Source organism: Streptomyces sp. NPDC002513 (assembly GCF_053595355.1).
On the sequence record NZ_JBSFXK010000022.1, the window covers coordinates 39,076 to 64,039 of the forward strand.

The following is a 24,964-nucleotide window of genomic DNA, read 5'->3' on the forward strand; positions in this document are numbered from 1 at the left end:
GGCTTCCTCTCGTACGGGGATGAGGCAGGTCGGGGCGGGAGTTCAGGGCCGGGAGTCAGGACCGGGCGGACGCCGTGGACGGCGCGGGGGCGAGCGACGTGGCGGCCTCCCAGGCGAATCCGTCCGGGTCGGTGTAGGGGCCGGCGGTGCCGCCGAGGACGATGCGGTGCGAGCCGGTGCCGTCGGCGGGGACACCGAGGTCCTTGGCCAGACCGCGGCGCTTGTACAGCGCCAGCTTGACGGGGGTGGACTCGTCGGAGGTGAACTCGGCGTACTTGCCGCCGAAGCTCCTGGCCACGGTCAGGCCCCGGCCGACGTAGAACTGCTTGCTCGCCTTCACGTCCTCGACGCCGAGCAGGAGGACGACCTCGTCGATCTCGCGGGTGGCCGGGCCGGTGTCCTTCTTCGCCGAGGTCGCGACCTTCCAGATCGTCCCGTCCGGGGCCTGGACGATGCCGCCGTAGCCCCACAGCGACTTCGCGGCGGGCTTCAGCATCGTGGCGCCGGCGTCCATGGCGGCGTCGAGGAAGCTGTCGACGGTGGCAGGCCGGGACACCGTGAGAGCCAGGGTGAAGCCGCGGAATCCGGTGGAGTGTGCCTCGGACGCCCGCAGGCGTATGCGCGTGTCCACTCCGAAGGCGGTGTAGAAGCGGTGGGCGGCCTCGGGGTCGACCACCTCAAGGGTGACGGATGCGAGGGATGTGTGGGAAGCGGTGGAAGCGGTGATTGCCATGGCCACCACGCTAGGGGCTGTTCGGCGACCGGGGCTTCTCGATTCCTGACCGGTCTTGTCACTTGCTTCGCCACACCCGTCGGCATCCCCTCCGCCGTGATCGCATGGCGCATCGTGGGCTGCACCCACAGCATCGGCAGGGTCGGCCTGGAGGTGCGGCAGGCCGGCGTACGCGAAAGGGGCGGCTCCGTGCGGGAAGCCGCCCCTCGTCGTGGGGGACCTACTTCTGGTCGAGCAGGTCCTGCACTTTGCCGCGCACCTCGTCCGTGTCCAGGCCGCGGATCGTCAGGGTGGTACGGCGGCGCAGCACGTCGTCCACCGTCTCGGCCCACTCGTGGTCACGGGCGAAGACGACCTGCGCCCAGATCTCCGGCGCGTCCGGGTGGACGCGCTCGCCCAGTTCGGGGTTCTCGTTGGCGAGCCGGGCGATGTCGAAGGCCAGCGAGCCGTAGTGGGTGGCCAGGTGCCTGGCGGTGTCGGGCGCCATGCGGGGGCCGGGCGCCGGACCGTCGACGATCAGCCGGTGGGCGACGGCGCGCGGGTTGGCGACGCCCGGCAGCGGCAGCCGCCTCGGCAGCGCGGAGATCGGCTCGAAGTCGTCGCCGAGCGGGCGGCCCGGCAGGGTCTCCAGCTTCTGCATGACCGTACGGCCGATGTGCCGGAAGGTGGTCCACTTGCCGCCCGCCACGGAGAGCATGCCGCCCCGGCCCTCGGTGACGACGGTCTCGCGCTTGGCCTTGGCGGTGTCTCCGGGGCCGCCGGGCAGCACCCGCAGACCGGCGAAGGAGTAGGTGATCAGCTCACGCCGCAGCTGCTGGTCGCGGACGGAGAGGGACGCCTCGTCGAGGATCTGCGCGATGTCCTTCTCGTTCACCCCGACCTCGGCCGGGTCGCCCTCGTACTCCTCGTCCGTGGTGCCGAGCAGCAGCATGTCCTCCCAGGGGAGGGCGAAGGTGATGCGGTACTTGTCGATCGGGGTCGCGAGCGCCGCCCGCCAGGGGGAGGTGCGCTTGAGGACCAGGTGCGCACCCTTGGACAGGCGTATGGAGGGGGCCGCGTTCGGGTCCTCCAGCCGGCGCAGGTGGTCGACCCAGGGGCCGGTCGCGTTCAGCACCAGCCGCGCGTCGACACCGAACTCGTCCCCGGAGAGCCGGTCCCTCAGCTCGGCACCGGTGACCCGGCCCCTGGTGAAGCGCAGGCCGCTGACCTCCGCGTGGTTCAGGACGACGGCGCCCGCCTCGACGGCCGCACGGACCGTCATCACCGCCATGCGCGCGTCGTTCATCTGGTCGTCGCCGTACACGGCCACGGCCTTGAGGTTCTCGGTGCGCAGCTCCGGCACTTCCTGCTGCGCCTTGGCCGGCGACAGCAGGTGCCCCACGCCGTCACCGAACGCCGACAGCGCGGAGTAGGCGAAGACGCCCGCCCCGAGCTTCGCCGCGCCGTGCGGTCCGCCCTTGTACACGGGGAGGTAGAACGTGAGCGGGTTCGCCAGGTGGGGGGCCACCTGACGGGACACCGCACGGCGCTCGAAGTGGTTCTCCGCCACCAGCTTCACCGCACCGGTCTGCAGATAGCGCAGTCCGCCGTGGAGCAGCTTGGAGGAGGCGGAGGAGGTGGCGCCGGCGAAGTCGCCGGCGTCCACCAGCGCCACCCGCAGGCCCGACTGCGCGGCATGCCAGGCCGTGGAGAGGCCCAGGATTCCGCCGCCGATCACCAGGAGGTCGTAGGTCGCCTTGGACAACTGCTCCCGGGTCTCAGCGCGGCTCGGGTCGGAGCCGTAGGCCGGGTGAGTCCCCAGAGCCGGGACACTCTGCAGGGTGGTCATCGCGAATTACTCCTCGTCTTCGATCCAGCCCATGGTCCGCTCGACGGCCTTGAGCCAGTTCTTGTACTCACGGTCGCGGGTCTCCGCGTCCATGTGGGGCGTCCACTCGGCGGCCCGGCGCCAGTTGGCGCGCAGGTCGTCGGTGCTGGTCCAGAAGCCGACGGCGAGACCGGCGGCGTAGGCGGCGCCGAGGCAGGTGGTCTCGGCGACCATCGGGCGCACCACCGGTGCGTCCAGGACGTCCGAGAGCGTCTGCATCAGCAGGTTGTTGGAGGTCATGCCGCCGTCGACCTTGAGGGCCGTGAGCTCGACGCCGGAGTCCTTGGTCATGGCGTCGGTGATCTCCCGGGTCTGCCAGGCCGTGGCCTCCAGGACGGCGCGAGCGAGGTGCGCCTTGGTGACGTAGCGGGTCAGGCCGGCGATCACACCGCGGGCGTCGGAGCGCCAGTACGGGGCGAACAGGCCGGAGAAGGCCGGCACGAAGTAGGCGCCGCCGTTGTCCTCGACCGAGAGCGCCAGCGTCTCGATCTCGGCGGCGGTCTTGATCAGGCCCATCTGGTCGCGCATCCACTGCACCAGGGAGCCGGTGACGGCGATCGAGCCCTCCAGGGCGTAGACCGGATCCTGGTCGCCGATCCGGTAGCCGACCGTGGTCAGCAGGCCCGAGTAGGAGTTGATGATCTTCTCACCGGTGTTCATCAGCATGAACGTGCCGGTGCCGTAGGTGGACTTGGCCTCGCCCTCGGAGAAGCAGGTCTGGCCGAACAGGGCCGCCTGCTGGTCGCCGAGCGCGGAGGCGACCGGGATGCCGCCGAGCAGGTCGCCCAGCTTGCCGCCCTTGATCTCGCCGTAGACCTCCGCGGACGAACGGATCTCGGGCAGGATCTGCTTCGGGACGCCGATCGACTCGCAGATCCTGTCGTCCCATTCCAGGGTGTGCAGGTTCATCAGCAGGGTGCGGGAGGCGTTGGTGACGTCGGTGACGTGGCGGCCGCCGTTCACACCGCCGGTCAGGTTCCAGACGACCCAGGAGTCCATGGTGCCGAAGAGGAGGTCGCCCGCCTCGGCGCGCTCCTTGAGGCCGTCGACGTTGTCGAGCAGCCAGCGGGCCTTGGGGCCGGAGAAGTAGGAGGCCAGCGGCAGACCGGTCTCGCGGCGGAAGCGGTCCTGGCCGACGTTGCGGCCCAGCTCCTTGCAGAGCGCGTCGGTGCGGGTGTCCTGCCAGACGATGGCGTTGTGGACGGGCTCACCGGTGTTCTTGTCCCACAACAGGGTGGTCTCGCGCTGGTTGGTGATACCGATGGCCTTGATGTCGTCACGGGTGATGCCGGCCTTCTCGATGGCTCCGGCGACGACTTCCTGGACGTTGGTCCAGATCTCGTTGGCGTTGTGTTCGACCCAGCCCGGCTTGGGGAAGATCTGCTCGTGTTCCTTCTGGTCGACGGAGACGATACGGCCGTCCCGGTCGAAGACGATGCAGCGCGACGAGGTCGTGCCCTGGTCGATGGCGGCGATGAACGGGCCGGCGGTGTGTGCGTCGGTCACGGTGTGCTCCTGGGATTCCGTGGATATGAGGGGCGGTCTGTACGGCGCGGTGCCGAGAGCGAGAGGTCCGGAAGGGTGCTCGGTCTTCTCAGGCGAAGGCGACGTTGTATAGGCCTGCGGCGATCGCGCCGCCGATCAGCGGACCGACGACCGGGATCCAGGCGTAGCCCCAGTCGGAGCCGCCCTTGTTGGGCAGGGGGAGGAGTGCGTGCACGATACGCGGACCGAGGTCACGGGCCGGGTTGATCGCGTAGCCGGTGGGGCCGCCCAGGGAGAGGCCGACCGAGACCACCACGAGCGCGGTGATCAGCGCGCCCAGGGTGCCCAGGCCGTTGCCCTTGTCGTTCAGGCCCTGGGTGAGGATCGCGAGCACCAGCACGAGCGTGCCGATGATCTCCGTGGCCAGGTTCATCACCGTGTTCCGGATCTCGGGACCGGTGGAGAAGATGCCGAGCACGGGGCCGGCCTGGGTCTCCTCGGCCTCCACGGCCTTGGTGTCCTGCGCCCCCGGACCGCCGACGATCTCTTTGTCGGTGAGGTGGGCCTGGAACTGCCCGTAGTAGGCGACCCAGACCAGGGCGGCACCGATCATGGCGCCGAGCAACTGGCCGGCCCAGTAGACCGGCACGTTGCTCCAGTCGCCGTCCTTGATGGCGAGCGCGAGCGTCACGGCCGGGTTGAGTTGGGCACCGGAGAGCGGTGCCGAGGTGTACACCGCTGTCAGTACGGCGAAACCCCACCCGAAGGTGATGGCGAGCCAGCCGGCGTTGCGGGCCTTGGAGGCCTTCAGCGAGACGGCGGCGACCACGCCGCCACCGAGCAGGATGAGTATGGCGGTACCGATGGTCTCGCCGATGAAGATGTCGGAGCTGGACACCCGCGACTCCTTTGTCCTTCGTCCAGGGGAAGGCGGACCCCGGGTCCCTCCGGTGGTCCGCGCCCTCGGGGGTGAGAGCGATGCCGGCCCGTGGCACTGTCACACCCTAACGCGTATTGCCGGAAGGTGTTCGACAATGTCGACCGATGGACGGGAGTCTCGCTTCCGGTTCGTTGGATCGTCAAGGGTTCGGTAATCGAATACAGGATCGTTATTTATCGCAGTAAGTTATCGCTCATGGCGTGAGCGCGCATGGCGTGCGCGTGCGTACGTTTCGTGGCTGCCCGGGGTGAAGGCGGGTGGGGGGTAAGGGTTTCGCGCCGGATTGTGACCTTTTGTACCGCTTGTCAGTGGGTCGGTGAAGCGGCGCGGGGTGTTGGGGGCACGGGGGCGCGCGGGGGCGCGTAAAGGGGCGCGGGCGTGCGCAACGTCCGCGCGCAACGTCCCCCGGCGGATACGCGAAAGGTCGCGGGCGCGTACAGGGCCGCGGATGCGCGCGAGTCCACGCGAACAGGGGCGGCACGTCCCACGTGTACCGGCCTACGTGTACCGGCCCCGTGCTCCTCGGCTCCGGTTCGAGCGCGAGGGGCTCGGAGGGCTCAGAACCGCCCGGCGCCCAGGTCCCGGGACACCGCGCGGGCGCAGTCGCGGACCGCCGCGATCAGCTCGGGGCGCAGCTCGCCGTCCCGGCACACCCGTTCCACGGCGCCGGTGATGCCCACCGCGCCCACCGGCATCCGCCGCCGGTCGTGGATCGGTGCCGCCACCGAGGCCACCCCGGTCCATGTCTCCTCTATATCGGCCGCGTACCCCCGCGCCCGGGTCAGGTCGAGGAGGTGCTCGAAGTCGTCCAGCTCGCACACGGTCCGGTCGGTGAACGCCTTCCGGTCATTCTCCAGCGCCTCGCTGTGCGCCACCGGGTCGTACGCCGACAGCACCTTGCCGAGGGCCGTGGAGTGCAGTGGCTGCATGGCCCCGATCTCCAGGACCTGCCGGCTGTCGTCGGGCCGGAAGACGTGGTGCACGATCAACACGCCGTGCTGGTGCAGCACCCCCAGGTAGACGCTCTCACCGCTCGCGCGGGCCAGGTCGTCCGTCCACACCAGGGCACGCGCCCGCAGTTCGTGCACATCGAGATAGGTGGTTCCGAGGCGCAGCAGTTCGGCCCCCAGCTGATAGCGGCCCGAGGCGGTGTCCTGTTCGACGAACCCCTCCTGCTGGAGCGTGCGGAGTATGCCGTGGGCCGTGCCCTTGGCGAGGCCCAGCGACGAGGCGATGTCCGACAGGCCGAGCCGTCGCTCGCCGCCCGCGAGCAGCCGCAGCATCGCGGCCGCCCGTTCGAGCGACTGGATGTTCCGTGCCATCGCCGTCCCCGCCTCCGTCCGTCGTCCGACCGCCGACCGTTGCATCCCACCGTTCGGCAATGCCGAACACTACCGGTCGCCGCCGACCTCCTGCCAATAGGCGGTCGTCATCCGTTCCGTGGGAAATCCCGTGCGGGTCACACGAGGCACGCGCGTCCGCCCCGTGGACGCCTCTGACCCTAGGGCCCCCCGGGGGCTACCCTGACCGCGTGCGCCTTCCGCGGGAAGCGCAAAGCCGACAGCCGTCGCACTCCAGGGAGCATCTTCCATGGCCTCGTTGCCGAACCCGTCCCCTTCGTCCGCCGCCACCGACAGCAGGACCCGGACCGACGCCCTCCGGGAAGCCCTCGCCACCCGTGTCGTGGTGGCCGACGGCGCGATGGGCACGATGCTCCAGGCGCAGGATCCGACCCTGGAGGACTTCCAGGGCCTCGAAGGCTGCAACGAGATCCTCAACCTCACCCGCCCCGACATCGTCCGCTCCGTCCACGAGGCGTACTTCGCCGTGGGCGTCGACTGCGTGGAGACCAACACCTTCGGGGCCAACCACGCGGCCATGGCCGAGTACGAGATCGCCGACCGGGTGTACGAACTGTCCGAGGCGGGCGCCCGGATCGCCCGCGAGGTCGCCGACACGTTCGCCGCCGATGACGCCCGCCAGCGCTGGGTGCTGGGCTCCATCGGCCCCGGCACCAAGCTGCCCACCCTCGGCCACGTCGCCTACACCACCATCCGCGACGGCTTCCAGGCCAACGCCGAGGGCCTGCTCGCCGGCGGCGCCGACGCCCTCATCGTCGAGACCACCCAGGACCTGCTGCAGACGAAGGCATCGGTCCTGGGCGCCCGCCGCGCCATGGAGGCCACCGGCATCGAGGTGCCCCTGCTGTGCTCGATGGCCTTCGAGACCACCGGCACCATGCTGCTCGGTTCCGAGATCGGCGCGGCGCTGACCGCGCTGGAGCCCCTCGGCATCGACATGATCGGCCTGAACTGCTCCACCGGCCCGGCGGAGATGAGCGAGCACCTGCGCTATCTCACGCGTCACGCGCGCATCCCGCTGCTGTGCATGCCGAACGCCGGACTGCCGGTGCTCACCAAGGACGGCGCGCACTTCCCGCTCGGTCCGAAGGGCCTCGCCGACGCCCAGGAGAACTTCGTCCGCGACTACGGTCTCTCCCTGGTCGGCGGCTGCTGCGGCACCACCCCCGAGCATCTGCGCCAGGTCGTCGAGCGAGTCCGCGACCTCGCCCCGGTCGAGCGCAGCCCCCGGCCCGAGCCGGGCGCCGCCTCCCTCTACCAGAGCGTGCCGTTCCGTCAGGACACCGCCTACCTGGCGATCGGCGAGCGCACCAACGCCAACGGTTCCAAGAAGTTCCGCGAGGCCATGCTGGAGGGCCGCTGGGACGACTGCGTGGAGATGGCCCGGGAGCAGATCCGCGAGGGCGCCCACATGCTCGATCTGTGCGTGGACTACGTGGGCCGCGACGGCGTCGCCGACATGGAGGAACTGGCCGGCCGGTTCGCCACCGCCTCCACCCTGCCGATCGTCCTCGACTCCACCGAGGTCGACGTCCTCCGCGCGGGCCTGGAGAAGCTCGGCGGACGAGCCGTCATCAACTCGGTCAACTACGAGGACGGCGACGGACCGGAGTCGCGGTTCGCGAAGGTGACCCGGCTCGCGCGCGAGCACGGTGCCGCGCTCATCGCACTGACCATCGACGAGCAGGGCCAGGCCCGTACGCCCGAGACGAAGGTCGAGATCGCCGAGCGGCTGATCGCCGACCTGACCGGCACCTGGGGCATCCGTGAGGAGGACATCCTCGTCGACACCCTGACCTTCACCATCTGCACCGGCCAGGAGGAGTCCCGCAAGGACGGCATCGCCACCATCGAGGCGATCCGCGAGCTGAAGCGGCGCCACCCCGACGTACAGACCACGCTGGGGCTGTCGAACATCTCCTTCGGCCTCAACCCGGCCGCCCGCATCCTGCTCAACTCCGTCTTCCTCGACGAGTGCGTCAAGGCAGGACTCGACTCCGCGATCGTCCACGCCTCGAAGATCCTGCCGATCGCGCGCTTCGACGAGGAGCAGGTCGCGACGGCCCTCGACCTGATCTACGACCGCCGTGCCGAGGGCTACGACCCACTGCAGAAGCTGATGGCGCTGTTCGAGGGCGCCACCGCCATGTCGCTGAAGGCGGGCAAGGCCGAGGAACTGGCCGCGCTGCCGCTGGACGAACGCCTCAAGCGGCGCATCATCGACGGCGAGAAGAACGGCCTGGAAGCCGACCTCGAAGAGGCCCTGCAGACCCGCCCGGCCCTCGACATCGTCAACGAGACGCTCCTGGACGGCATGAAGGTCGTCGGTGAGCTGTTCGGCTCCGGCCAGATGCAACTGCCGTTCGTGCTCCAGTCCGCGGAGGTCATGAAGTCCGCCGTGGCCTACCTCGAGCCGTACATGGAGAAGACCGACGAGGCCGGCAAGGGCACCATCGTGCTCGCCACCGTGCGCGGCGACGTCCACGACATCGGCAAGAACCTCGTCGACATCATCCTGTCCAACAACGGGTACAACGTCGTCAACCTCGGCATCAAGCAGCCGGTTTCCGCGATTCTGGAGGCCGCCGAGGAACACCGGGCCGACGTCATCGGCATGTCCGGGCTCCTGGTCAAGTCCACGGTGATCATGAAGGAGAACCTGGAGGAGCTGAACCAGCGGGGCCTCGCGGCCGGCTACCCGGTCATCCTCGGCGGCGCGGCGCTCACCCGCGCGTATGTCGAACAGGACCTGCACGAGCTGTACGAGGGCGAGGTCCGCTACGCCCGCGACGCGTTCGAGGGGCTGCGGCTGATGGACGCGCTCATCGGGGTCAAGCGGGGCGTGCCCGGAGCCAAGCTGCCCGAACTGCGGCAGCGCCGGGTGCGGGCGGCCACCGTCGAGATCGAGGAGCGGCCCGAGGAGGGGCACGTCCGCTCCGACGTCGCCACCGACAACCCCCTGCCCACCCCGCCCTTCTGGGGCACCCGCGTCATCAAGGGCATCCCGCTCAAGGAGTACGCCTCCTGGCTGGACGAGGGCGCGCTCTTCAAGGGCCAGTGGGGCCTGAAGCAGGCCCGCACGGGCGAGGGACCGACGTACGAGGAACTCGTCGAGACCGAGGGACGGCCCCGGCTGCGCGGCCTGCTCGACCGGCTCCAGACGGAGAACCTCCTCGAAGCGGCCGTCGTCTACGGCTACTTCCCGTGCGTGTCCAAGGACGACGACCTGATCGTCCTCGACGAGGCGGGCAACGAGCGCACCCGGTTCACCTTCCCGCGCCAGCGCCGCGGCCGGCGGCTGTGCCTGGCCGACTTCTTCCGCCCCGAGGAGTCCGGCGAACAGGACGTCGTGGGCTTCCAGGTCGTCACCGTCGGCTCCCGGATCGGGGAGGAGACCGGCCGCCTCTTCGCGTCGAACTCCTACCGCGACTACCTGGAACTCCACGGCCTGTCCGTGCAGTTGGCGGAGGCGCTCGCGGAGTACTGGCACGCGCGGGTGCGCGCCGAACTCGGCTTCGGCGGCGAGGACCCGGCCGACATCGAGGACATGTTCGCCCTCAAGTACCGCGGCGCCCGCTTCTCGCTCGGCTACGGCGCCTGCCCCGACCTGGAGGACCGCGCCAAGATCGCCCGGCTTCTGGAGCCGGAGCGGATCGGCGTCCGTCTCTCGGAGGAGTTCCAGCTCCACCCGGAGCAGTCCACGGACGCGATCGTGATCCACCACCCGGAGGCCAAGTACTTCAACGCCCGATAGCACCCTCGCGCCGGACCGGCGCCGCGGGCACGCCCGGCCCGGGACCCGCACCGGGCGTGCCCGGCCGGCGCGGCCGGCCTGGGACCGGCACCGAGTGTGCGGCGCGGGCACGCGCCTGGCCTGGGACCGTACCGTTCAAGCCGCCGGGGGCCGGGCCGCCCCCGGCGGACGGGTGCGCCGTCCGGCCCCACCACGCACTTTCCCCGCGACCGTCGTACACTGGTCGGTCCACCGCAGGCCGGTTCCTCTCCGGGAACCGGCCTGGTCGTCCCTTGAAGGAGGTACGCCGGATGACCACCACGGTTCCCGCGCTCGGCACCCGTACGGCCGAAGGCTTCGCCCTGCAGGCCGTGCTCCTCGACATGGACGGCACCCTGGTGGACACCGAGGGATTCTGGTGGGACGTCGAGGTCGAGGTGTTCGCCTCCCTCGGCCACACCCTCGACGAGTCCTGGCGCCATGTCGTGGTGGGCGGTCCCATGACGCGCAGCGCGGGCTTCCTGATCGAGGCCACCGGCGCCGACATCTCCCTCGCGGACCTCAGTGTGCTGCTCAACGACGGGTTCGAGGCCCGCATCGACCACAACCTGCCCCTGATGCCCGGCGCCGCCCGGCTGCTGGCCGAACTGGCGGCGCAGGAGATCCCCACCGCCCTGGTCTCCGCCTCGCACCGGCGCATCATCGACCGGGTCCTGGCCGCGATCGGCCCTCAGCACTTCGCGCTCACCGTCGCCGGGGACGAGGTGCAGCGCACCAAGCCGTTCCCGGACCCCTACCTGCTGGCGGCCTCGGGCCTCGGCGTGGACCCCGCCCGGTGCGCGGTCATCGAGGACACCGCCACCGGCGTCGCGGCCGCCGAGGCGGCCGGCTGCCGGGTGGTCGCGGTGCCGTCCGTCGCTCCCATCGCTCCTGCCGCCGGCCGCACCGTGGTGACCTCTCTCGAGGAGGTCGACGTGCCATTTCTGCGCGGTTTGATGACGGAAATGCCCTGAGCGTTCACCCAGCGTGCATCCCGAATGGACGCAATACCGCCGGGCGTCCCACCGAATGAAATAATGCCCGGCCGCCTGGCCGAATTCAGGTACAGTTCATGGGACTTGGGTTCGTGACGTTCGTCACGTTCACGAGGGTCGACAGTGAGGGTGAAGTGTGCCGATCCCCCCTGTTCGGGTGACCGCGCCGTGCCCTTGTGTCCCGATTGGTGAGACGCTGCACGAATCCTTCCCCGAGCGGTCTTTCGGTGTGTCCACGAGCGGTTTCGCAGCGTGATGGGAACTCAACTCCGGTGGCGGTGAGCCCTCGTACGGGCGCGCACTAATCTCATCGCGAGAACCATCGCCACAATCCCGTGATCCCTCGCACCACCCCTGCTTGACGGGTACACGGATCCAACAGCCCTGGAGAAACTCGAGCATGAACCGCAAGACTTTGGTGCTGCCGGCCGTCGTCGGTCTGCTCACCCCCGTCCTCGCTGCCTGTGGCGGGTCCGACAGCGGGGGCAAGAGTGGTGACGCCATCGTCGTCGGAACCACCGACCGGTTCACCGCCACCGGCGACATGCCCGCGCCCGTCGACCCGGCGTACGCGTACGACGTCGGTAGCTGGAACATCCTCCGGCAGACCGTGCAGACGCTGATGGTCCAGCCCCGCGGCGAGGGCGAGCCCGAGCCCGAGGCCGCCGAGAACTGCGGCTTCACCGACACCGGCAACGAGCGCTACGCCTGCAAGCTGCGCAGCGGCCTGAAGTTCGCCAACGGCGACCCGGTGACCGCGGCCGACGTGAAGTTCTCCATCGACCGTGCCCTCTCGCTCAAGGCCGACAGCGGTGTCTTCGCGCTGCTGTCCACGATCGACACCGTCGAGACGCAGGGCGACAACCAGGTCATCTTCCACCTGAAGACCGCGGACGCCACCTTCCCGTTCAAGCTGTCGACGCCGGTCGCCGGCATCGTCAACCCCAAGGACTACGAGAAGGGCAAGCTGCGCGACGGCTTCCAGGTCGACGGCTCCGGCCCGTACACCATGCAGGCCGAGGTGTCGAACAATGAGCTGGTCAAGGCGACCTTCACCAAGAACCCCAGCTACAAGGGCCTGCTGAAGCCCAAGAACAACAAGGTGGTTCTGGAGTCCTTCAAGGACGCCGACACCATGGGCACCGCCCTCGACAAGGGCGACATCGACGTCATGACCCGCACGATGTCCCCGGATCAGATCCGCAAGCTCCAGAACGACACGACCGGCACCATCAACCTCGTGGAGATGCCCGGCCTCGAAATCCGCTACCTGGGCTTCAACACCGACGCCGCAACGGTCAAGAACAAGGCCGTCCGCCAGGCCATGGCCCAGGTCATCGACCGCAGCGCCCTGGTCTCCAAGGTGTACGGCTCCCAGGCCCAGGCGCTGTACTCGCTGGTCCCGGCCACCATCACCGGCCACTCCAACGCCTTCTTCAACAAGTACAGCGACCCGAGCGCGGCCAAGGCCCGCACGCTGCTGAACAGTGCGAACATCACCACCCCGGTGAAGCTGACCCTGCACTACACGACCGACCACTACGGTCCGGCCACCGCCAAGGAGTTCGAGGTGCTCAAGGAGCAGCTCAACGGCAGCGGGCTGTTCGACGTCGACATCGAGGGCACGCCCTGGGACAAGTTCCGCCCGGCCGAGAAGAAGGGCGCGTACGACGTCTACGGCATGGGCTGGTTCCCCGACTTCCCGGATGCCGACAACTACCTCGCGCCGTTCCTCGACAAGGACAACACCCTCGGCTCGCCGTACGACAACGCCGAGATCCGCAACACCCTGATCCCGCAGTCCCGGCGCGAGGCCGACCGCCTCACCGCGTCGAAGAGCCTCACCGACATCCAGGACATCGTCGCCGAAGACGTGCCGATCCTCCCGCTGTGGCAGGGCAAGCAGTACGTCGCCACCCGGGACGACATCACGGGCAGTGAGTACGCGATGAACTCCTCCTCCACGCTGCAGCTGTGGGAGCTCGGCCGCGGTGTGAGCGGCTGACCCGACCCGCTCGAGCAAGACCCCCGGGCCGCCCGGCCCGGGGGTCTTGGCCTGCCTGTGCGGACCATCGCGCAACAGCCCACCGCCGGCGGACTGTTCGCGGCCACACCGTGAAGTCCCCGCGCTGCCGACCGGGGGAGCAACTACTGCGCGCCGGGGCGCACCAGCCCGCTCTCGTACGCGTACACCGCCGCCTGCACCCGGTCCCGCAGCCCCAGCTTCGTCAGCACATGACCCACGTGCGTCTTGACCGTGGTCTCGCTGACGAACAGGTCCGCGGCGATCTCCGCGTTGGACAGGCCGCGCGCCACCAGCTTCAACACCTCCACCTCGCGGTCGGTGAGGGTGTGCAGGGTGTCCGGAACCGGTTCGTCCCCGGACGGCAGATGCTCCGCGTACTTGTCGAGCAGACGGCGCGTGATGCTCGGAGCGAGCATCGCCTCGCCCGCCGCGACCACGCGGATCGCCTGCACCAGCTCGTCGGCCGGCGCGTCTTTGAGGAGGAAGCCGCTGGCACCGGCGCGCAGCGCCTCCACCACGTACTCGTCGAGATCGAAGGTCGTCAGCACCAGCACCTTCGCCGGGCCGTCCCGCCCCGGCCCGGTGATCTGCCGGGTCGCCTCCACCCCGTCCATCCGCGGCATACGGATGTCCATCAACACCACATCGGGCTGCAGGGCACGCACCTGGTCGAGGGCCTGGAGGCCGTCTCCGGCCTCGCCGACGACCGCGATGTCCTGCTCGGCCTCCAGGATCATCCGGAAGCCCGTGCGCAGCAGCGGCTGGTCGTCGACCAGTAGGACGCGGACGGCCACGTAAGTCTCCTTCGCCAGTGCCCCAACAGGCAACGTTTGCCCCGTCGCGACGCCCGGCACGCTCCCCCAAGCTCTTCGAGCAGGGGGTACCCCCACTCGCCGCACCGCCCGAAAGCCCAAGTACATCCAGTACGAGGGCTTCCGGCCGGCACGCGGAGAGCACGCACCGGACGCCGCTCCTTGACGGGCAAACGTTGCCTGCCGGGGCACTAGTCCGGCCCCATTCTGCCCTGCTCGGCGCCTTCCGGTTCGGGCACCCCGACCCCCACCGAGAACGCCTCCCCAGGGGCGCCCGCCGGGCCCGTGGCGGTGTCTTTGCCGGGGGCTTGCGCCGGAACGGGCTGAGCCTCCTCGGGGGCGCCCCCCGACCCCCCGGCCCTGCCCCCGTCGGAGGCCCGCACCGGCAGCGGATACGGCGGGGGAGTACCGCCGAACTCCGGGCAGACGGCCTGATGGTCGCACCAGCCGCACAGCTTCGTGGGGCGCGGCCGCCAGACGCCCGTCTCCGTCGCCAGCCGGATCGCCTCCCACAGCGCGAGCAGCTTGCGCTCGACGCGCTCCAGATCCGCGGGCACCGGGTCGTACGTCAGCACGTCACCACTGCCGAGATAGACGAGCTGCAGCCGCCGCGGGACGACCCCCTTCAGCCGCCACACCACCAGCGCGTAGAACTTCATCTGGAACAGCGCGCCCTCGGCGTACTCGGGCCGGGGCGCCTTGCCCGTCTTGTAGTCGACGATCCGCACCTCGCCCGTGGGCGCGACGTCGACCCGGTCGATGATCCCCCGCAGCTTCAGCCCGGAATCCAGCTCCGTCTCGACGAACAGCTCGCGCTCGGCCGGCTCCAGGCGCGTCGGGTCCTCCAGCGTGAACCAGCGCTCCACGAGCTGCTCCGCCTCGCCCAGCCAGCGCGCCAGCCGCTCGCCCTCCGGATCGTCCGCGAACAGCTCCGTGACCTCCGGCCTCGTCTCCCGCAACCGGTCCCACTGGCCCGGGATGAGGGACTTGGCCCGGGGCGCGGTCCGCTCGACCGCGGGCGCGTCGAACAACCGCTCCAGCACCGCGTGCACCAGCGTGCCCCGGGTCGCCGCCTCGCTCGGTTTCTCGGGCAGTCTGTCGATCACCCGGAAGCGGTAGAGAAGCGGACACTGCATGAAGTCGCCGGCGCGCGAGGGCGACAGCGACTTCGGAGGCGCGGCGGCCACGGCGGACCGCTCGGCGGAGCCGACGGTGCTGGTATCCATGCCCACAGACCATACGGCCCGCCACTGACAGTGACACAGTCGAGCCCGGCCCGGCCCGGCCCGGCGGGTGCCGGGCCGGCCGAGCGGTCCCTGCGACGGCGGGGAGAGCGGGACAGCCGAGCGGTCCCTGCGACGGCGGGGAGAACAGAGGGGGTGCCGGGGCGGAACACGACGCGACGGCCGAATACCATCGACCCAGACCCTCCCACCCGGCACCCCGGGCCGGGGAGACGCTTCGATCGAGGGGACATCGTGGACGAGAGCGGCGGGAGCGGACGGCCGCGCCCCGGCAACGACGAGGCGACCGACCGCGAGACGGCCCCCACGGCACGGCCCGCCGACGCCGCGCGTCCCGAGCAGGACCGGGTCCACCCGACGACCGAGCCCACCGGGCCGACCGCGCCGGAGGAACCGGCGCGCGCGGTGCCCGAGGAGCGACAGGCGCAGACCCCCGCCGACGGCCGGCCGTCGGCGGCCACCGACGACGGGGGCACCCGGCCGGTCCAGGACGACGGACACGACGCCGAGCCCGACCCCGAAGGACGCCCCGCGCCGCGGCCGGCCCCGGCTCACCCCGACAGCCGAACGGCCCCCGAGCCGCACGACCCCCCAACCCCACCGACCGGCCCCGAGCCCGGCTCCCCGCACGCCGACGACTCCGCGGCCACCCCGCCGCCCGCCTCCGGCTTCGCCACCCCGCCCCCCGGCGACGACCCGCACACCCGCTCGGCCCGCAGCCACGCCCACGCCGGAACCTCCGGCCAGGGGCGTCCCCCACAGCGCCCCAGGGAACCCGGCGGCGGCATCCTCATGGGCCGGCCGTTCGGCGTCCCCGTCTACGTCGCTCCCAGCTGGTTCCTCGTCGCCGCCCTGATCACCTGGGTGTTCGGCGGCCAGCTCGACCGCGTACTGCCCCAGCTCGGCGCCGCCCGCTACCTCGTCTCCCTCTTCTTCGCGGTCGCCTTCTACGCCTCCGTCCTCGTCCACGAGCTGGCCCACACCGTCGCCGCCCTCCGCTTCAAGCTCCCGGTGCGCCGCATCCAGCTCCAGTTCTTCGGCGGCGTCTCCGAGATCGAGAAGGAGGCCGAGACCCCGGGCCGGGAGTTCGTCCTGGCGTTCGTGGGCCCCCTGCTCTCCCTCGTCCTCGCCGGGATCTTCTACCTCGCCATGCGGCCCGTCGAACCCGGCACCGTCCCGGGCGTGCTGCTGGCAGGCCTGATGATCTCCAACCTCTTCGTGGCCGCCTTCAACCTGCTCCCCGGCCTCCCCCTCGACGGCGGCCGCATGCTGCGCGCCGTCGTCTGGAAGATCACCGGCCGGCCGATGAGCGGCACCGTCGCCGCCGCCTGGGTCGGCCGCGCCCTCGCCATCGCGGTCCTGATCGGCCTGCCGCTGCTCACCCAGTCGGGCGCCCTCGGCTCCACCGCCGAGGACAACGTGGGCATGGACACCGTCACCGACGCCCTGCTCGCCGCCATCCTCGCCGCCATCATCTGGACCGGCGCCGGAAGCAGCCTCCGCATGGCGCGGCTGCGCGAACACCTGCCCGAGCTGCGCGCCCGCACCCTCACCCGCCGCGCGGTCCCGGTCGAGACCGACACCTCCCTGTCCGAGGCGCTGCGCCGGGCCAACGCCGCCGGTGCCCGCGCCCTCGTAGTCGTCGACGGCGACGGCCGGCCCGTCTCGCTCGTCCGCGAGTCCGCCATCGTCGGCGTACCCGAGCACCGCCGGCCCTGGGTCAACGCCAGCGCACTCGCCCAGGAGCTGACCGACGGCATGCGCGTCTCCGCGGAACTCGCCGGTGAGGACCTCCTCGACGCCCTGCGCGCCACCCCCGCGACCGAGTACCTCGTCGTCGAGGAGAACGGCGAGATCTACGGCGTGCTGTCCGCCTCGGACGTCGAGCGCGCCTTCGTGAAGGCCATGGCCCGCCCCAGCTGAGGCCCCGGCCCCTTCCCATGGTCGGCGGCCCCTTCGGCGACGGGTAGGCTGGTCACATGTCCGAACCGACCGGTGCCGCCCGCCGTCGCGGGCCCTTCAAGGTCGGGGACCAGGTTCAGCTGACCGACCCCAAGGGCCGCCACTACACGTTCACGCTCGAAGCCGGGAAGAACTTCCACACCCACAAGGGTTCCTTCCCGCACGACGAACTGATCGGCGCACCCGAGGGCAGCGTTGTCCGCACCACCGGGAACGTCGCCTATCTCGCGCTGCGCCCCCTGCTCCCCGACTACGTCCTGTCCATGCCCCGCGGGGCCGCCGTCGTCTACCCCAAGGACGCGGGGCAGATCCTCGCCTTCGCCGACATCTTCCCCGGCGCCCGCGTCGTGGAGGCCGGCGTCGGCTCCGGCTCGCTCAGCAGCTTCCTGCTGCGGGCCATCGGCGACCAGGGCATGCTGCACAGCTACGAGCGCCGTGCCGACTTCGCCGAGATCGCCCAGCAGAACGTGGAACGCTACTTCGGCGGCCCCCACCCCGCCTGGCAGCTCACCGTCGGCGACCTCCAGGACAATCTGAGCGACACCGACGTCGACCGCGTCATCCTCGACATGCTCGCCCCCTGGGAGTGCCTGGAGGCCGTCTCCAAGGCGCTCGTCCCCGGCGGCATCCTGTGCTGCTACGTGGCCACCACCACCCAGCTCGCCCGGACCGTCGAGTCCATCCGCGAGATCGGCTCCTTCAACGAGCCGACCGCCTGGGAGACGATGATCCGCAACTGGCACATCGAAGGCCTGGCCGTCCGCCCGGACCACCGGATGATCGGCCACACCGGCTTCCTCCTCACCGCCCGCCGCCTCGCCGACGGCGTCGAGCCGCCCATGCGGCGCCGCCGCCCCGCCAAGGGCGCCTACGGCGAGGACTACGCCGGCCCCAATGCGGACGGAGGCGCCGGCGGCTGAGCCGGACCCGCACCGCATCCAACGCACGAGCGCCGTTGCCGAGTTCCCGCACCCTTCGCGGAACTCCGCCACGGCGCTCGCCCGTTGAGGCCCCGCGCCCCCGGAACGCCGAACGCCACCGGAAGGGGCACCCGCCGTTTCCCCCGCCCTGTGACGTGTGGCACGATGCGGGGCACCCCCACCGGCACAGCCCTCACAGGAGACACTTCTCTCGTGCAGCACCCCGCCGTTCCGGAACTCGCGCACACCACCAGCCGGCCCATCCACTGGGTCGCCACGGCCGCCGCGCTCTCCGGTGTGATCGCCCTGACCTCCCTGCTGCAACCCGGCTCCGCGACCGCGGCCCAGCCCCAGCCCCAGCCCCGGAGCACAACGGCCCCGGTCACGGCCGCGCCCCCCGACCCCGCCGGGGTCGACTTCCCCCTGGACTGCGGCCCTGCCAAGCTCCTCGTCGTCAAGAAGGCCGTCGGCGACCTCGACGGCGACGGCCGCCCCGAGACCGTGGCCGTCGTCCACTGCGACGCGAGCATGGGCACCCCGCCCGACGGCGCGTACGTCCTCACCCAGGCCGTCGGCGCCACCGAACCCCGCATCGTCGCCACCCTCGTCGATCCCAAGGACCGGCTCACGGTCACCGGCCTCGCCGTCCACGACGCCGCCGTCACCGCGACCCTGCTCGGCTATTCCTCGGCCGCCGTGCCCAGTTGCTGCCCCGATGTGAAGAACGCCGTCGAATGGCGGTGGAGGGGCGGTGCGTTCATCCGCTCCACCCCCTCCGGCGCCCAGGCCGTGTGACGCCGCTCACCGCCCCCGGACCCCACGGCTCTTGCCCCCCGGGGGCGCTCAGGCGTCGGGCGGGCGAACCCGGTGTGAGAAAACAGACATGAATGACATTCCGTGGTCGTGCGATCACTCGGCGTCCGGGCCGTGGACCTCCACCTTGTCCGAAACCCGACGCACGTGGATGCACTCGCCGGGGCACTCCCGCGCGGAGTCGACCACATCCATGAGAAGCGGCAGCGGCACGGGGGTTGTGGCCCCCGTGGCCTGCAGAAGCTCGTCGTCCGGACCCTTCACGTAGGCGAGCCCGTCGATGTCCAGCTCGAAGACCTCGGGCGCGTACTGGGCGCAGATGCCGTCACCGGTACACAGATCCTGGTCGATCCAGACCTCCAGCGCCTCGCTGTCGACTCCGGCCTGCTGCACGGTCATCTCTCCTGCCGTTTTTTCTACGCGGAGCCGCCCCGGGGAATCCGGCCAGCTCTGAGGGGTGTTGAACACCTCGACCCTACCTTCGGCCGCTTTCCAATCATGTTCGCTGGGTATTCCCCTGGCGTGAGGGAGAGCGCAAGGGTGAAGATCGGACACACCTCGACAGTCTTTGTGATCTAGGGGTTTCAATCGACACCCACCCAGGTAGGGTCTGGAAGCGTCCAGCTCCCCTTGGAGGAGGTGAGGACCGTGGCAGCCCACGACGACGACATTAACCGCGGCATCCGCCCGGGACGAGGGTCCGAGGACCCGGCCGGGCAGATCGCCTACCTTGAGCAGGAGATCGCCGTCCTGCGACGCAAGCTCGCCGACTCTCCGCGACACACGAGGATTCTCGAAGAGCGGATCGTCGAGCTGCAGACCAACCTGGCCGGCGTGTCCGCGCAGAACGAGCGGCTCGCCAACACACTCCGTGAGGCCCGCGACCAGATCGTGGCCCTCAAGGAAGAGGTCGACCGGCTCGCCCAGCCGCCGGCCGGCTTCGGTGTCTTCCTGCAGGCGAACGAGGACGGCACGGCCGACATCTTCACCGGGGGCCGCAAGCTCCGGGTGAACGTCAGCCCCAGCGTGGAGCTCGAAGAACTCCGCCGCGGCCAGGAAGTAATGCTCAACGAAGCGCTCAACGTGGTCGAGGCCATGGAGTACGAGCGTGTCGGGGACATCGTCACCCTCAAGGAAGTCCTCGAGGACGGCGAGCGCGCCCTGGTGCTCGGGCACACCGACGAGGAACGGGTGGTGCGGCTCGCCGAGCCGCTGCTGGACGTCACCATCCGCCCCGGCGACGCCCTCCTGCTCGAACCCCGCTCCGGCTACGTCTACGAGGTCGTACCGAAGAGCGAGGTCGAGGAACTCGTCCTCGAAGAGGTCCCCGACATCGGCTACGAGCAGATCGGCGGCCTTGCGGGACAGATCGAAGCCATCCGCGACGCGGTCGAGCTGCCGTACCTCTACCCCGACCTCTTCAAGGAGCACGAACTGCGCCCGCCCAAGGGCGTCCTGCTCTACGGCCCCCCCGGATGCGGCAAGACCCTCATCGCCAAGGCCGTGGCCAACTCCCTGGCCAAGAAGGTCGCCGAGGTGACCGGCCAGGCCGCCGGGAAGAGCTTCTTCCTCAACATCAAGGGCCCCGAGCTGCTGAACAAGTACGTCGGTGAGACCGAGCGGCAGATCCGTCTCGTCTTCCAGCGCGCTCGGGAAAAGGCCAGCGAGGGCACCCCCGTCATCGTCTTCTTCGACGAGATGGAGTCCCTCTTCCGCACCCGCGGCTCCGGCGTCAGCTCTGACGTGGAGAACACCATCGTTCCTCAGCTGCTCGCCGAGATCGACGGTGTGGAGGGCCTGCAGAACGTGGTCGTCATCGGCGCCTCCAACCGTGAGGACATGATCGACCCCGCGATCCTGCGGCCCGGCCGCCTCGACGTCAAGATCAAGATCGAGCGTCCCGACGTCGAAGCGGCCAGGGACATCTTCGGCAAGTACCTCACCGAGAACCTCCCCCTGCACGCCGACGACGTCAGCGAGCACCGGGGCGACAAGGCGGCCACCGTCCAGGGCATGATCCAGACCGCCGTGGAACAGATGTACGCCGAGTCCGACGAGAACCGTTTCCTGGAGGTCACCTACGCCAACGGTGACAAGGAAGTCCTGTACTTCAAGGACTTCAATTCCGGCGCCATGATCGAAAACATTGTCGGACGTGCCAAGAAAATGGCGATCAAGGACTTCCTCGAACACAACCAGAAGGGCCTCCGGGTCTCCCACCTCCTCCAGGCGTGTGTGGACGAGTTCAAGGAGAACGAGGACCTGCCCAACACCACCAACCCCGACGACTGGGCCCGCATCTCCGGAAAGAAGGGCGAGCGGATCGTCTACATCCGTACCCTGATCACCGGAAAGCAGGGCGCGGACACCGGACGCTCCATCGACACGGTGGCGAACACCGGTCAGTACCTGTAGAAGGCAGGACGGCTGCGGGTCCCGTCACCGGGCACCCGCAGCCGACGCTTTTCCGGACACGTCCGGAGCAAGGCAATGCCGCAAATGATCTCCCCACCAGCGCAAAGGCGTTCTAGGCTCTTTCGTACCGCCGCGTCGCGCCGTGCGGGGACGGGCACCGCACGCGCATCGGAACACCAGCGGTACTTGAGCGCCGCCCCCGACCGAGGGCGCCGCCTGGCAAGGAGGGCCGCATGACCGTACGGCGAGTAATGGGCATCGAGACGGAGTACGGCATCTCCGTCCCCGGCCACCCCAATGCCAATGCCATGCTCACCTCATCCCAGATCGTCAACGCCTACGCGGCGGCGATGCACCGGGCCCGCCGGGCCCGCTGGGACTTCGAGGAGGAGAACCCGCTCCGGGACGCGCGAGGCTTCGACCTCGCCCGCGAGGCCGCCGACGCCAGCCAGCTCACCGACGAGGACATCGGCCTGGCCAATGTGATCCTCACCAATGGCGCGCGCCTGTACGTCGACCACGCCCACCCCGAATACAGCGCCCCCGAGGTGACCAACCCCCGCGACGCCGTCCTCTGGGACAAGGCCGGCGAGCGGATCATGGCCGAGGCCGCGGAACGAGCCGCCCAGCTCCCCGGAGCCCAGCCGATCCACCTCTACAAGAACAACACCGACAACAAGGGCGCCTCCTACGGCACGCACGAGAACTACCTGATGAAGCGGGAGACGCCCTTCTCGGACATCGTGCGCCACCTCACGCCCTTCTTCGTCTCCCGCCAGGTGATCGCCGGCGCCGGTCGCGTCGGCATCGGCCAGGACGGCCACGAACACGGCTTCCAGCTCAGCCAGCGCGCCGACTACTTCGAGGTCGAGGTCGGCCTCGAGACGACACTCAAGCGGCCCATCATCAACACACGCGACGAACCGCACGCGGACGCGGAGAAGTACCGCCGCCTCCACGTGATCATCGGCGACGCGAACCTGTCGGAGATCTCGACCTATCTGAAGCTGGGCACGACCGCCCTGGTCCTGTCGATGATCGAGGACGGCTTCATCGCCGTCGACCTCGCCGTCGACCAGCCCGTACGCACCCTCCACCAGGTCTCCCACGACCCCGGACTGAAACGCCTCGTCACGCTCCGCAGCGGCCGGACGCTCACCGCCGTCCAGCTCCAGATGGAGTACTACGAGCTGTCGCGCAAGTACGTCGAGGAGCGCTTCGGGGCCGACGCCGACGACCAGACCAAGGATGTCCTGGCCCGCTGGGAGGACACCCTGAACCGTCTGGAGCGGGACCCCATGAGCCTGGCCGGCGAACTGGACTGGGTCGCCAAGCGGGAGCTGATGGAGGGATACCGGCGCCGTGACGGCCTCGACTGGGACGCCGCCCGGCTCCACCTGGTGGACCTCCAGTACGCCGATGTGCGTGCCGAGAAGGGCCTCTACAACCGCCTGGTGGCCCGTGGCCGCATGAAGCGGCTCCTGGACGAGGCCGAGGTCGAGCGGGCCCGCACAAAGCCGCCGGAGGACACGCGTGCGTACTTCCGCGGCCGCTGCCTGGAGCAGTACGCGGACGACGTCGCGGCGGCCTCCTGGGACTCGGTGATCTTCGATCTCCCGGGCCGGGACTCCCTGCAGCGCGTCCCAACCCTCGAACCGCTTCGCGGAACGCGTAATCACGTCAAGGAGCTGCTGGACCGCTGCCGTACGGCGGAGGACCTGGTCAGGGTGCTCTCCGGCGGCTGAGCGGGCATACGGGCGGCTTCGCCGGGCAGGGTAGTAAATCCCGGCGCCCGGGAATCATCGAGGCGGTCCCCGTACGTTGGAGCAACCACGGGGCCGATGTCAGACCGGGCTTGTAGGGTCTGATCATCACCGATCGGCAGGAATGCCGACCATGTCGGGCGAACTGAGCGGGGTGAGGGTTATGGCGACCAAGGACACCGGCGGCGGACAGCAGAAGGCCACGCGCTCCACGGAGGAGGTCGAGGAGCAGGCGCAGGACGCGCAGGCTTCCGAAGACCTCAAGGAGCGGCACGAGAAGCTGAGTGACGACGTGGACTCGGTTCTGGACGAGATCGACGACGTACTCGAGGAAAATGCCGAGGATTTCGTGCGCTCATTCGTGCAGAAGGGTGGCCAGTAAAGGAATCTGGGCCACTTTTCCTTCGGATCAAAGGTGGGGAGGGGAGTGGTGGGGGAGGCGTCCGCGAAGCGGTGCACGGGCTGCCAGAGGGAATTGCCCCTCACTGCTTTCGCGCGAGACAAGAACCGGCGTGACGGCCTTCAGGTGCGATGCCGGGAGTGCGTGGCGGAGTACAGCGCTGCGCACTACCGGCGCCGCCGGGAGGCCATGGGCAGGCCCGTGCGGGAGAAGGCGGACGTTCCGCCGGGTCACAAGCTGTGTCGCACGTGTGGCGAGGTGAAGTCTCACAGCGAGTGGCATCGCAACACGACCGCATCGGACGGTCTGTCGACGCGCTGCAAGGCGTGCCGGGCCGTCCGGGGGCGGCAGGACCACCTGCTGCGTCAGTACGGCATCACGGAAGACGAGCGTGACGAGTTGATCGCCTCCCAAGGGGGCGTCTGCTGCATCTGTTTGTCGGCCCCTGCGATGCATGTGGATCACTGCCACGGGACGGGTAGGGTCCGTGGCGTACTGTGCTTCAGCTGCAATGCCGCACTGGGGCAGTTCAAGGATCAGCCCGACGTGAAAAGGCGGGCTGCGACATACCTGGAAGGAAACGCGTGGAAGCCAACCCTCGTAGCACCGGGCGTCTACCGGCTGCCTTCCTGACCCCTGGGTCGTCCTCCTTCATGGACTTCCTCTCCGAGCACCAGCCCGAGCTGCTGCCCGGCAAGCGGCAGCTCCCTCCCATCCAGGGCGTCATCGAGGCCCCGCACGGCACCACGATCGTGGCCACGACGTTCCCGGGGGGCGTCGTGCTCGCGGGTGACCGCCGGGCGACCATGGGCAATGTGATCGCCCAGCGGGACATCGAAAAGGTGTTCCCGGCGGACGAGTACTCGGCGGTCGGGATCGCCGGCACGGCGGGTCTCGCCGTGGAGATGGTGAAGCTGTTCCAGCTGGAGCTGGAGCATTTCGAGAAGGTCGAGGGCGTCCAGCTTTCTCTGGAGGGCAAGGCGAACCGCCTGTCGACCATGATCCGTTCCAACCTCGGCATGGCCATGCAGGGCCTGGCCGTGGTCCCGCTCTTCGCCGGGTACGACGTGGACCGGGAGAGGGGGCGCATCTTCTCCTACGACGTGACGGGCGGCCGCTCCGAGGAATACGGCTACGCGGCCACGGGCTCCGGCTCGATCTTCGCGCGTGGCGCCATGAAGAAGCTCTACCGTGATGATCTGACCGAGGAGCAGGCCACCACGCTGGTGGTCCAGGCCCTGTACGACGCGGCAGACGACGACTCCGCGACCGGTGGTCCCGATGTCGCCCGCCGGATCTATCCGATCGTCACCGTGATCACCGAGGACGGTTTCCGCCGGCTCACCGAGGACGAGGCGGGTGACATCGCCCGCACGGTCCTCGAGCACCGCCTGGACCAGCCGGACGGCCCGAGGGCCGCCTTGCTCTGACGCCGGGGCCTGGTTGTTGTGAAGGT

General features: G+C 69.8%; 19 protein-coding genes. 11 read left to right on the top strand and 8 right to left on the bottom strand.

Annotated features, from left to right (window positions below):
* Positions 1-55: 55 nt before the first annotated feature.
* The 5 genes from ACWD5Q_RS17015 to ACWD5Q_RS17035 form a co-directional block, all read right to left on the bottom strand.
* Positions 56-733, bottom strand: a complete 678-nt coding sequence (locus ACWD5Q_RS17015) for a glyoxalase (RefSeq protein ID WP_451427789.1) — start codon at positions 731-733, stop codon at positions 56-58.
* A gap of 220 nt (positions 734-953) precedes the next feature.
* Positions 954-2,561 (bottom strand): FAD-dependent oxidoreductase, encoded by a 1,608-nt coding sequence (locus ACWD5Q_RS17020; RefSeq protein ID WP_451427790.1) that lies wholly within the window; start codon positions 2,559-2,561, stop codon positions 954-956.
* 6 nt (positions 2,562-2,567) lie between these two features.
* Entirely contained in the window at positions 2,568-4,106 is a 1,539-nt protein-coding gene (gene glpK / locus ACWD5Q_RS17025; protein WP_451427791.1) for a glycerol kinase GlpK, read from the bottom strand.
* 88 nt (positions 4,107-4,194) lie between these two features.
* Positions 4,195-4,983, bottom strand: coding sequence for an MIP/aquaporin family protein (locus ACWD5Q_RS17030; RefSeq protein ID WP_451427792.1), 789 nt, complete (start codon positions 4,981-4,983; stop codon positions 4,195-4,197).
* A gap of 599 nt (positions 4,984-5,582) precedes the next feature.
* A complete protein-coding gene (locus ACWD5Q_RS17035; RefSeq protein ID WP_451427793.1) occupies positions 5,583-6,347 on the bottom strand; it encodes an IclR family transcriptional regulator in 765 nt (254 codons plus the stop codon).
* A gap of 268 nt (positions 6,348-6,615) precedes the next feature.
* Between ACWD5Q_RS17035 and metH the strand changes: the two genes are divergently transcribed.
* From metH to ACWD5Q_RS17050, 3 genes are all read left to right on the top strand, one after another.
* Positions 6,616-10,140, top strand: a complete 3,525-nt coding sequence (gene metH, locus ACWD5Q_RS17040) for a methionine synthase (protein WP_451427794.1) — start codon at positions 6,616-6,618, stop codon at positions 10,138-10,140.
* Between the two features lie 290 nt (positions 10,141-10,430).
* Positions 10,431-11,132 (top strand): HAD family hydrolase, encoded by a 702-nt coding sequence (locus tag ACWD5Q_RS17045; protein ID WP_451427795.1) that lies wholly within the window; start codon positions 10,431-10,433, stop codon positions 11,130-11,132.
* A gap of 421 nt (positions 11,133-11,553) precedes the next feature.
* Positions 11,554-13,158 carry an ABC transporter substrate-binding protein gene (locus tag ACWD5Q_RS17050; protein WP_451427796.1) on the top strand — a complete coding sequence of 535 codons (1,605 nt, stop codon included), beginning with the start codon at positions 11,554-11,556 and terminating at the stop codon, positions 13,156-13,158.
* A 143-nt stretch (positions 13,159-13,301) separates the two neighbouring features.
* Here the strand turns inward: ACWD5Q_RS17050 and ACWD5Q_RS17055 are convergent, their stop codons facing one another.
* Together ACWD5Q_RS17055 and ACWD5Q_RS17060 are read right to left on the bottom strand one after the other, a co-directional pair.
* Complete coding sequence (locus ACWD5Q_RS17055) at positions 13,302-13,973, bottom strand: response regulator (RefSeq protein ID WP_451427797.1); 672 nt, start codon at positions 13,971-13,973, stop codon at positions 13,302-13,304.
* 209 nt (positions 13,974-14,182) lie between these two features.
* Positions 14,183-15,217 (bottom strand): RecB family exonuclease, encoded by a 1,035-nt coding sequence (locus ACWD5Q_RS17060; RefSeq protein WP_451427798.1) that lies wholly within the window; start codon positions 15,215-15,217, stop codon positions 14,183-14,185.
* A gap of 252 nt (positions 15,218-15,469) precedes the next feature.
* Between ACWD5Q_RS17060 and ACWD5Q_RS17065 the strand changes: the two genes are divergently transcribed.
* The 3 genes from ACWD5Q_RS17065 (at position 15,470) to ACWD5Q_RS17075 (ending at position 18,912) form a co-directional block, all read left to right on the top strand.
* Complete coding sequence (locus tag ACWD5Q_RS17065) at positions 15,470-17,158, top strand: site-2 protease family protein (RefSeq protein WP_451427799.1); 1,689 nt, start codon at positions 15,470-15,472, stop codon at positions 17,156-17,158.
* Positions 17,159-17,214: 56 nt separating this feature from the next.
* Entirely contained in the window at positions 17,215-18,117 is a 903-nt protein-coding gene (locus tag ACWD5Q_RS17070) for a tRNA (adenine-N1)-methyltransferase (RefSeq protein WP_451427800.1), read from the top strand.
* Between the two features lie 213 nt (positions 18,118-18,330).
* The gene (locus tag ACWD5Q_RS17075) at positions 18,331-18,912 is read left to right on the top strand and encodes a hypothetical protein (RefSeq protein ID WP_451427801.1); all 582 of its coding nucleotides are present in this window, start codon (positions 18,331-18,333) and stop codon (positions 18,910-18,912) included.
* A gap of 114 nt (positions 18,913-19,026) precedes the next feature.
* Here the strand turns inward: ACWD5Q_RS17075 and ACWD5Q_RS17080 are convergent, their stop codons facing one another.
* On the bottom strand, positions 19,027-19,329 hold the full coding sequence (locus tag ACWD5Q_RS17080; RefSeq protein ID WP_451427802.1) for a ferredoxin: 303 nt from the start codon (positions 19,327-19,329) through the stop codon (positions 19,027-19,029).
* Positions 19,330-19,578: 249 nt separating this feature from the next.
* On the opposite strand from ACWD5Q_RS17080, the gene arc reads away from it, so the two are divergent.
* From arc to prcB, 5 genes are all read left to right on the top strand, one after another.
* Positions 19,579-21,345 (top strand): proteasome ATPase, encoded by a 1,767-nt coding sequence (gene arc / locus ACWD5Q_RS17085; RefSeq protein ID WP_451427803.1) that lies wholly within the window; start codon positions 19,579-19,581, stop codon positions 21,343-21,345.
* A 233-nt stretch (positions 21,346-21,578) separates the two neighbouring features.
* Positions 21,579-23,090, top strand: a complete 1,512-nt coding sequence (gene dop / locus ACWD5Q_RS17090; RefSeq protein ID WP_451427804.1) for a depupylase/deamidase Dop — start codon at positions 21,579-21,581, stop codon at positions 23,088-23,090.
* A 181-nt stretch (positions 23,091-23,271) separates the two neighbouring features.
* A complete protein-coding gene (locus tag ACWD5Q_RS17095) occupies positions 23,272-23,490 on the top strand; it encodes a ubiquitin-like protein Pup (RefSeq protein ID WP_030608326.1) in 219 nt (72 codons plus the stop codon).
* Between the two features lie 45 nt (positions 23,491-23,535).
* Positions 23,536-24,141 carry an endonuclease VII domain-containing protein gene (locus tag ACWD5Q_RS17100; protein ID WP_451427805.1) on the top strand — a complete coding sequence of 202 codons (606 nt, stop codon included), beginning with the start codon at positions 23,536-23,538 and terminating at the stop codon, positions 24,139-24,141.
* Positions 24,093-24,938 carry a proteasome subunit beta gene (prcB, locus tag ACWD5Q_RS17105; protein ID WP_451427806.1) on the top strand — a complete coding sequence of 282 codons (846 nt, stop codon included), beginning with the start codon at positions 24,093-24,095 and terminating at the stop codon, positions 24,936-24,938. The genes ACWD5Q_RS17100 and prcB overlap by 49 nt, the downstream gene beginning before the upstream one ends.
* The last annotated feature ends 26 nt before the right edge of the window (positions 24,939-24,964 follow it).

Bases quoted from the DNA above. Each gene is read 5' to 3' on its own strand.
- dop (WP_451427804.1), top strand. From the start codon at position 21,579: ATGACCGTACGGCGAGTAATGGGCATCGAGACGGAGTACGGCATCTCC.
- ACWD5Q_RS17070 (WP_451427800.1), top strand. From the start codon at position 17,215: ATGTCCGAACCGACCGGTGCCGCCCGCCGTCGCGGGCCCTTCAAGGTC.
- ACWD5Q_RS17080 (WP_451427802.1), bottom strand. From the start codon at position 19,329: ATGACCGTGCAGCAGGCCGGAGTCGACAGCGAGGCGCTGGAGGTCTGG.
- metH (WP_451427794.1), top strand. From the start codon at position 6,616: ATGGCCTCGTTGCCGAACCCGTCCCCTTCGTCCGCCGCCACCGACAGC.
- ACWD5Q_RS17035 (WP_451427793.1), bottom strand. From the start codon at position 6,347: ATGGCACGGAACATCCAGTCGCTCGAACGGGCGGCCGCGATGCTGCGG.
- ACWD5Q_RS17015 (WP_451427789.1), bottom strand. From the start codon at position 733: ATGGCAATCACCGCTTCCACCGCTTCCCACACATCCCTCGCATCCGTC.
- ACWD5Q_RS17060 (WP_451427798.1), bottom strand. From the start codon at position 15,217: ATGGATACCAGCACCGTCGGCTCCGCCGAGCGGTCCGCCGTGGCCGCC.
- ACWD5Q_RS17095 (WP_030608326.1), top strand. From the start codon at position 23,272: ATGGCGACCAAGGACACCGGCGGCGGACAGCAGAAGGCCACGCGCTCC.
- ACWD5Q_RS17020 (WP_451427790.1), bottom strand. From the start codon at position 2,561: ATGACCACCCTGCAGAGTGTCCCGGCTCTGGGGACTCACCCGGCCTAC.
- ACWD5Q_RS17050 (WP_451427796.1), top strand. From the start codon at position 11,554: ATGAACCGCAAGACTTTGGTGCTGCCGGCCGTCGTCGGTCTGCTCACC.
- ACWD5Q_RS17045 (WP_451427795.1), top strand. From the start codon at position 10,431: ATGACCACCACGGTTCCCGCGCTCGGCACCCGTACGGCCGAAGGCTTC.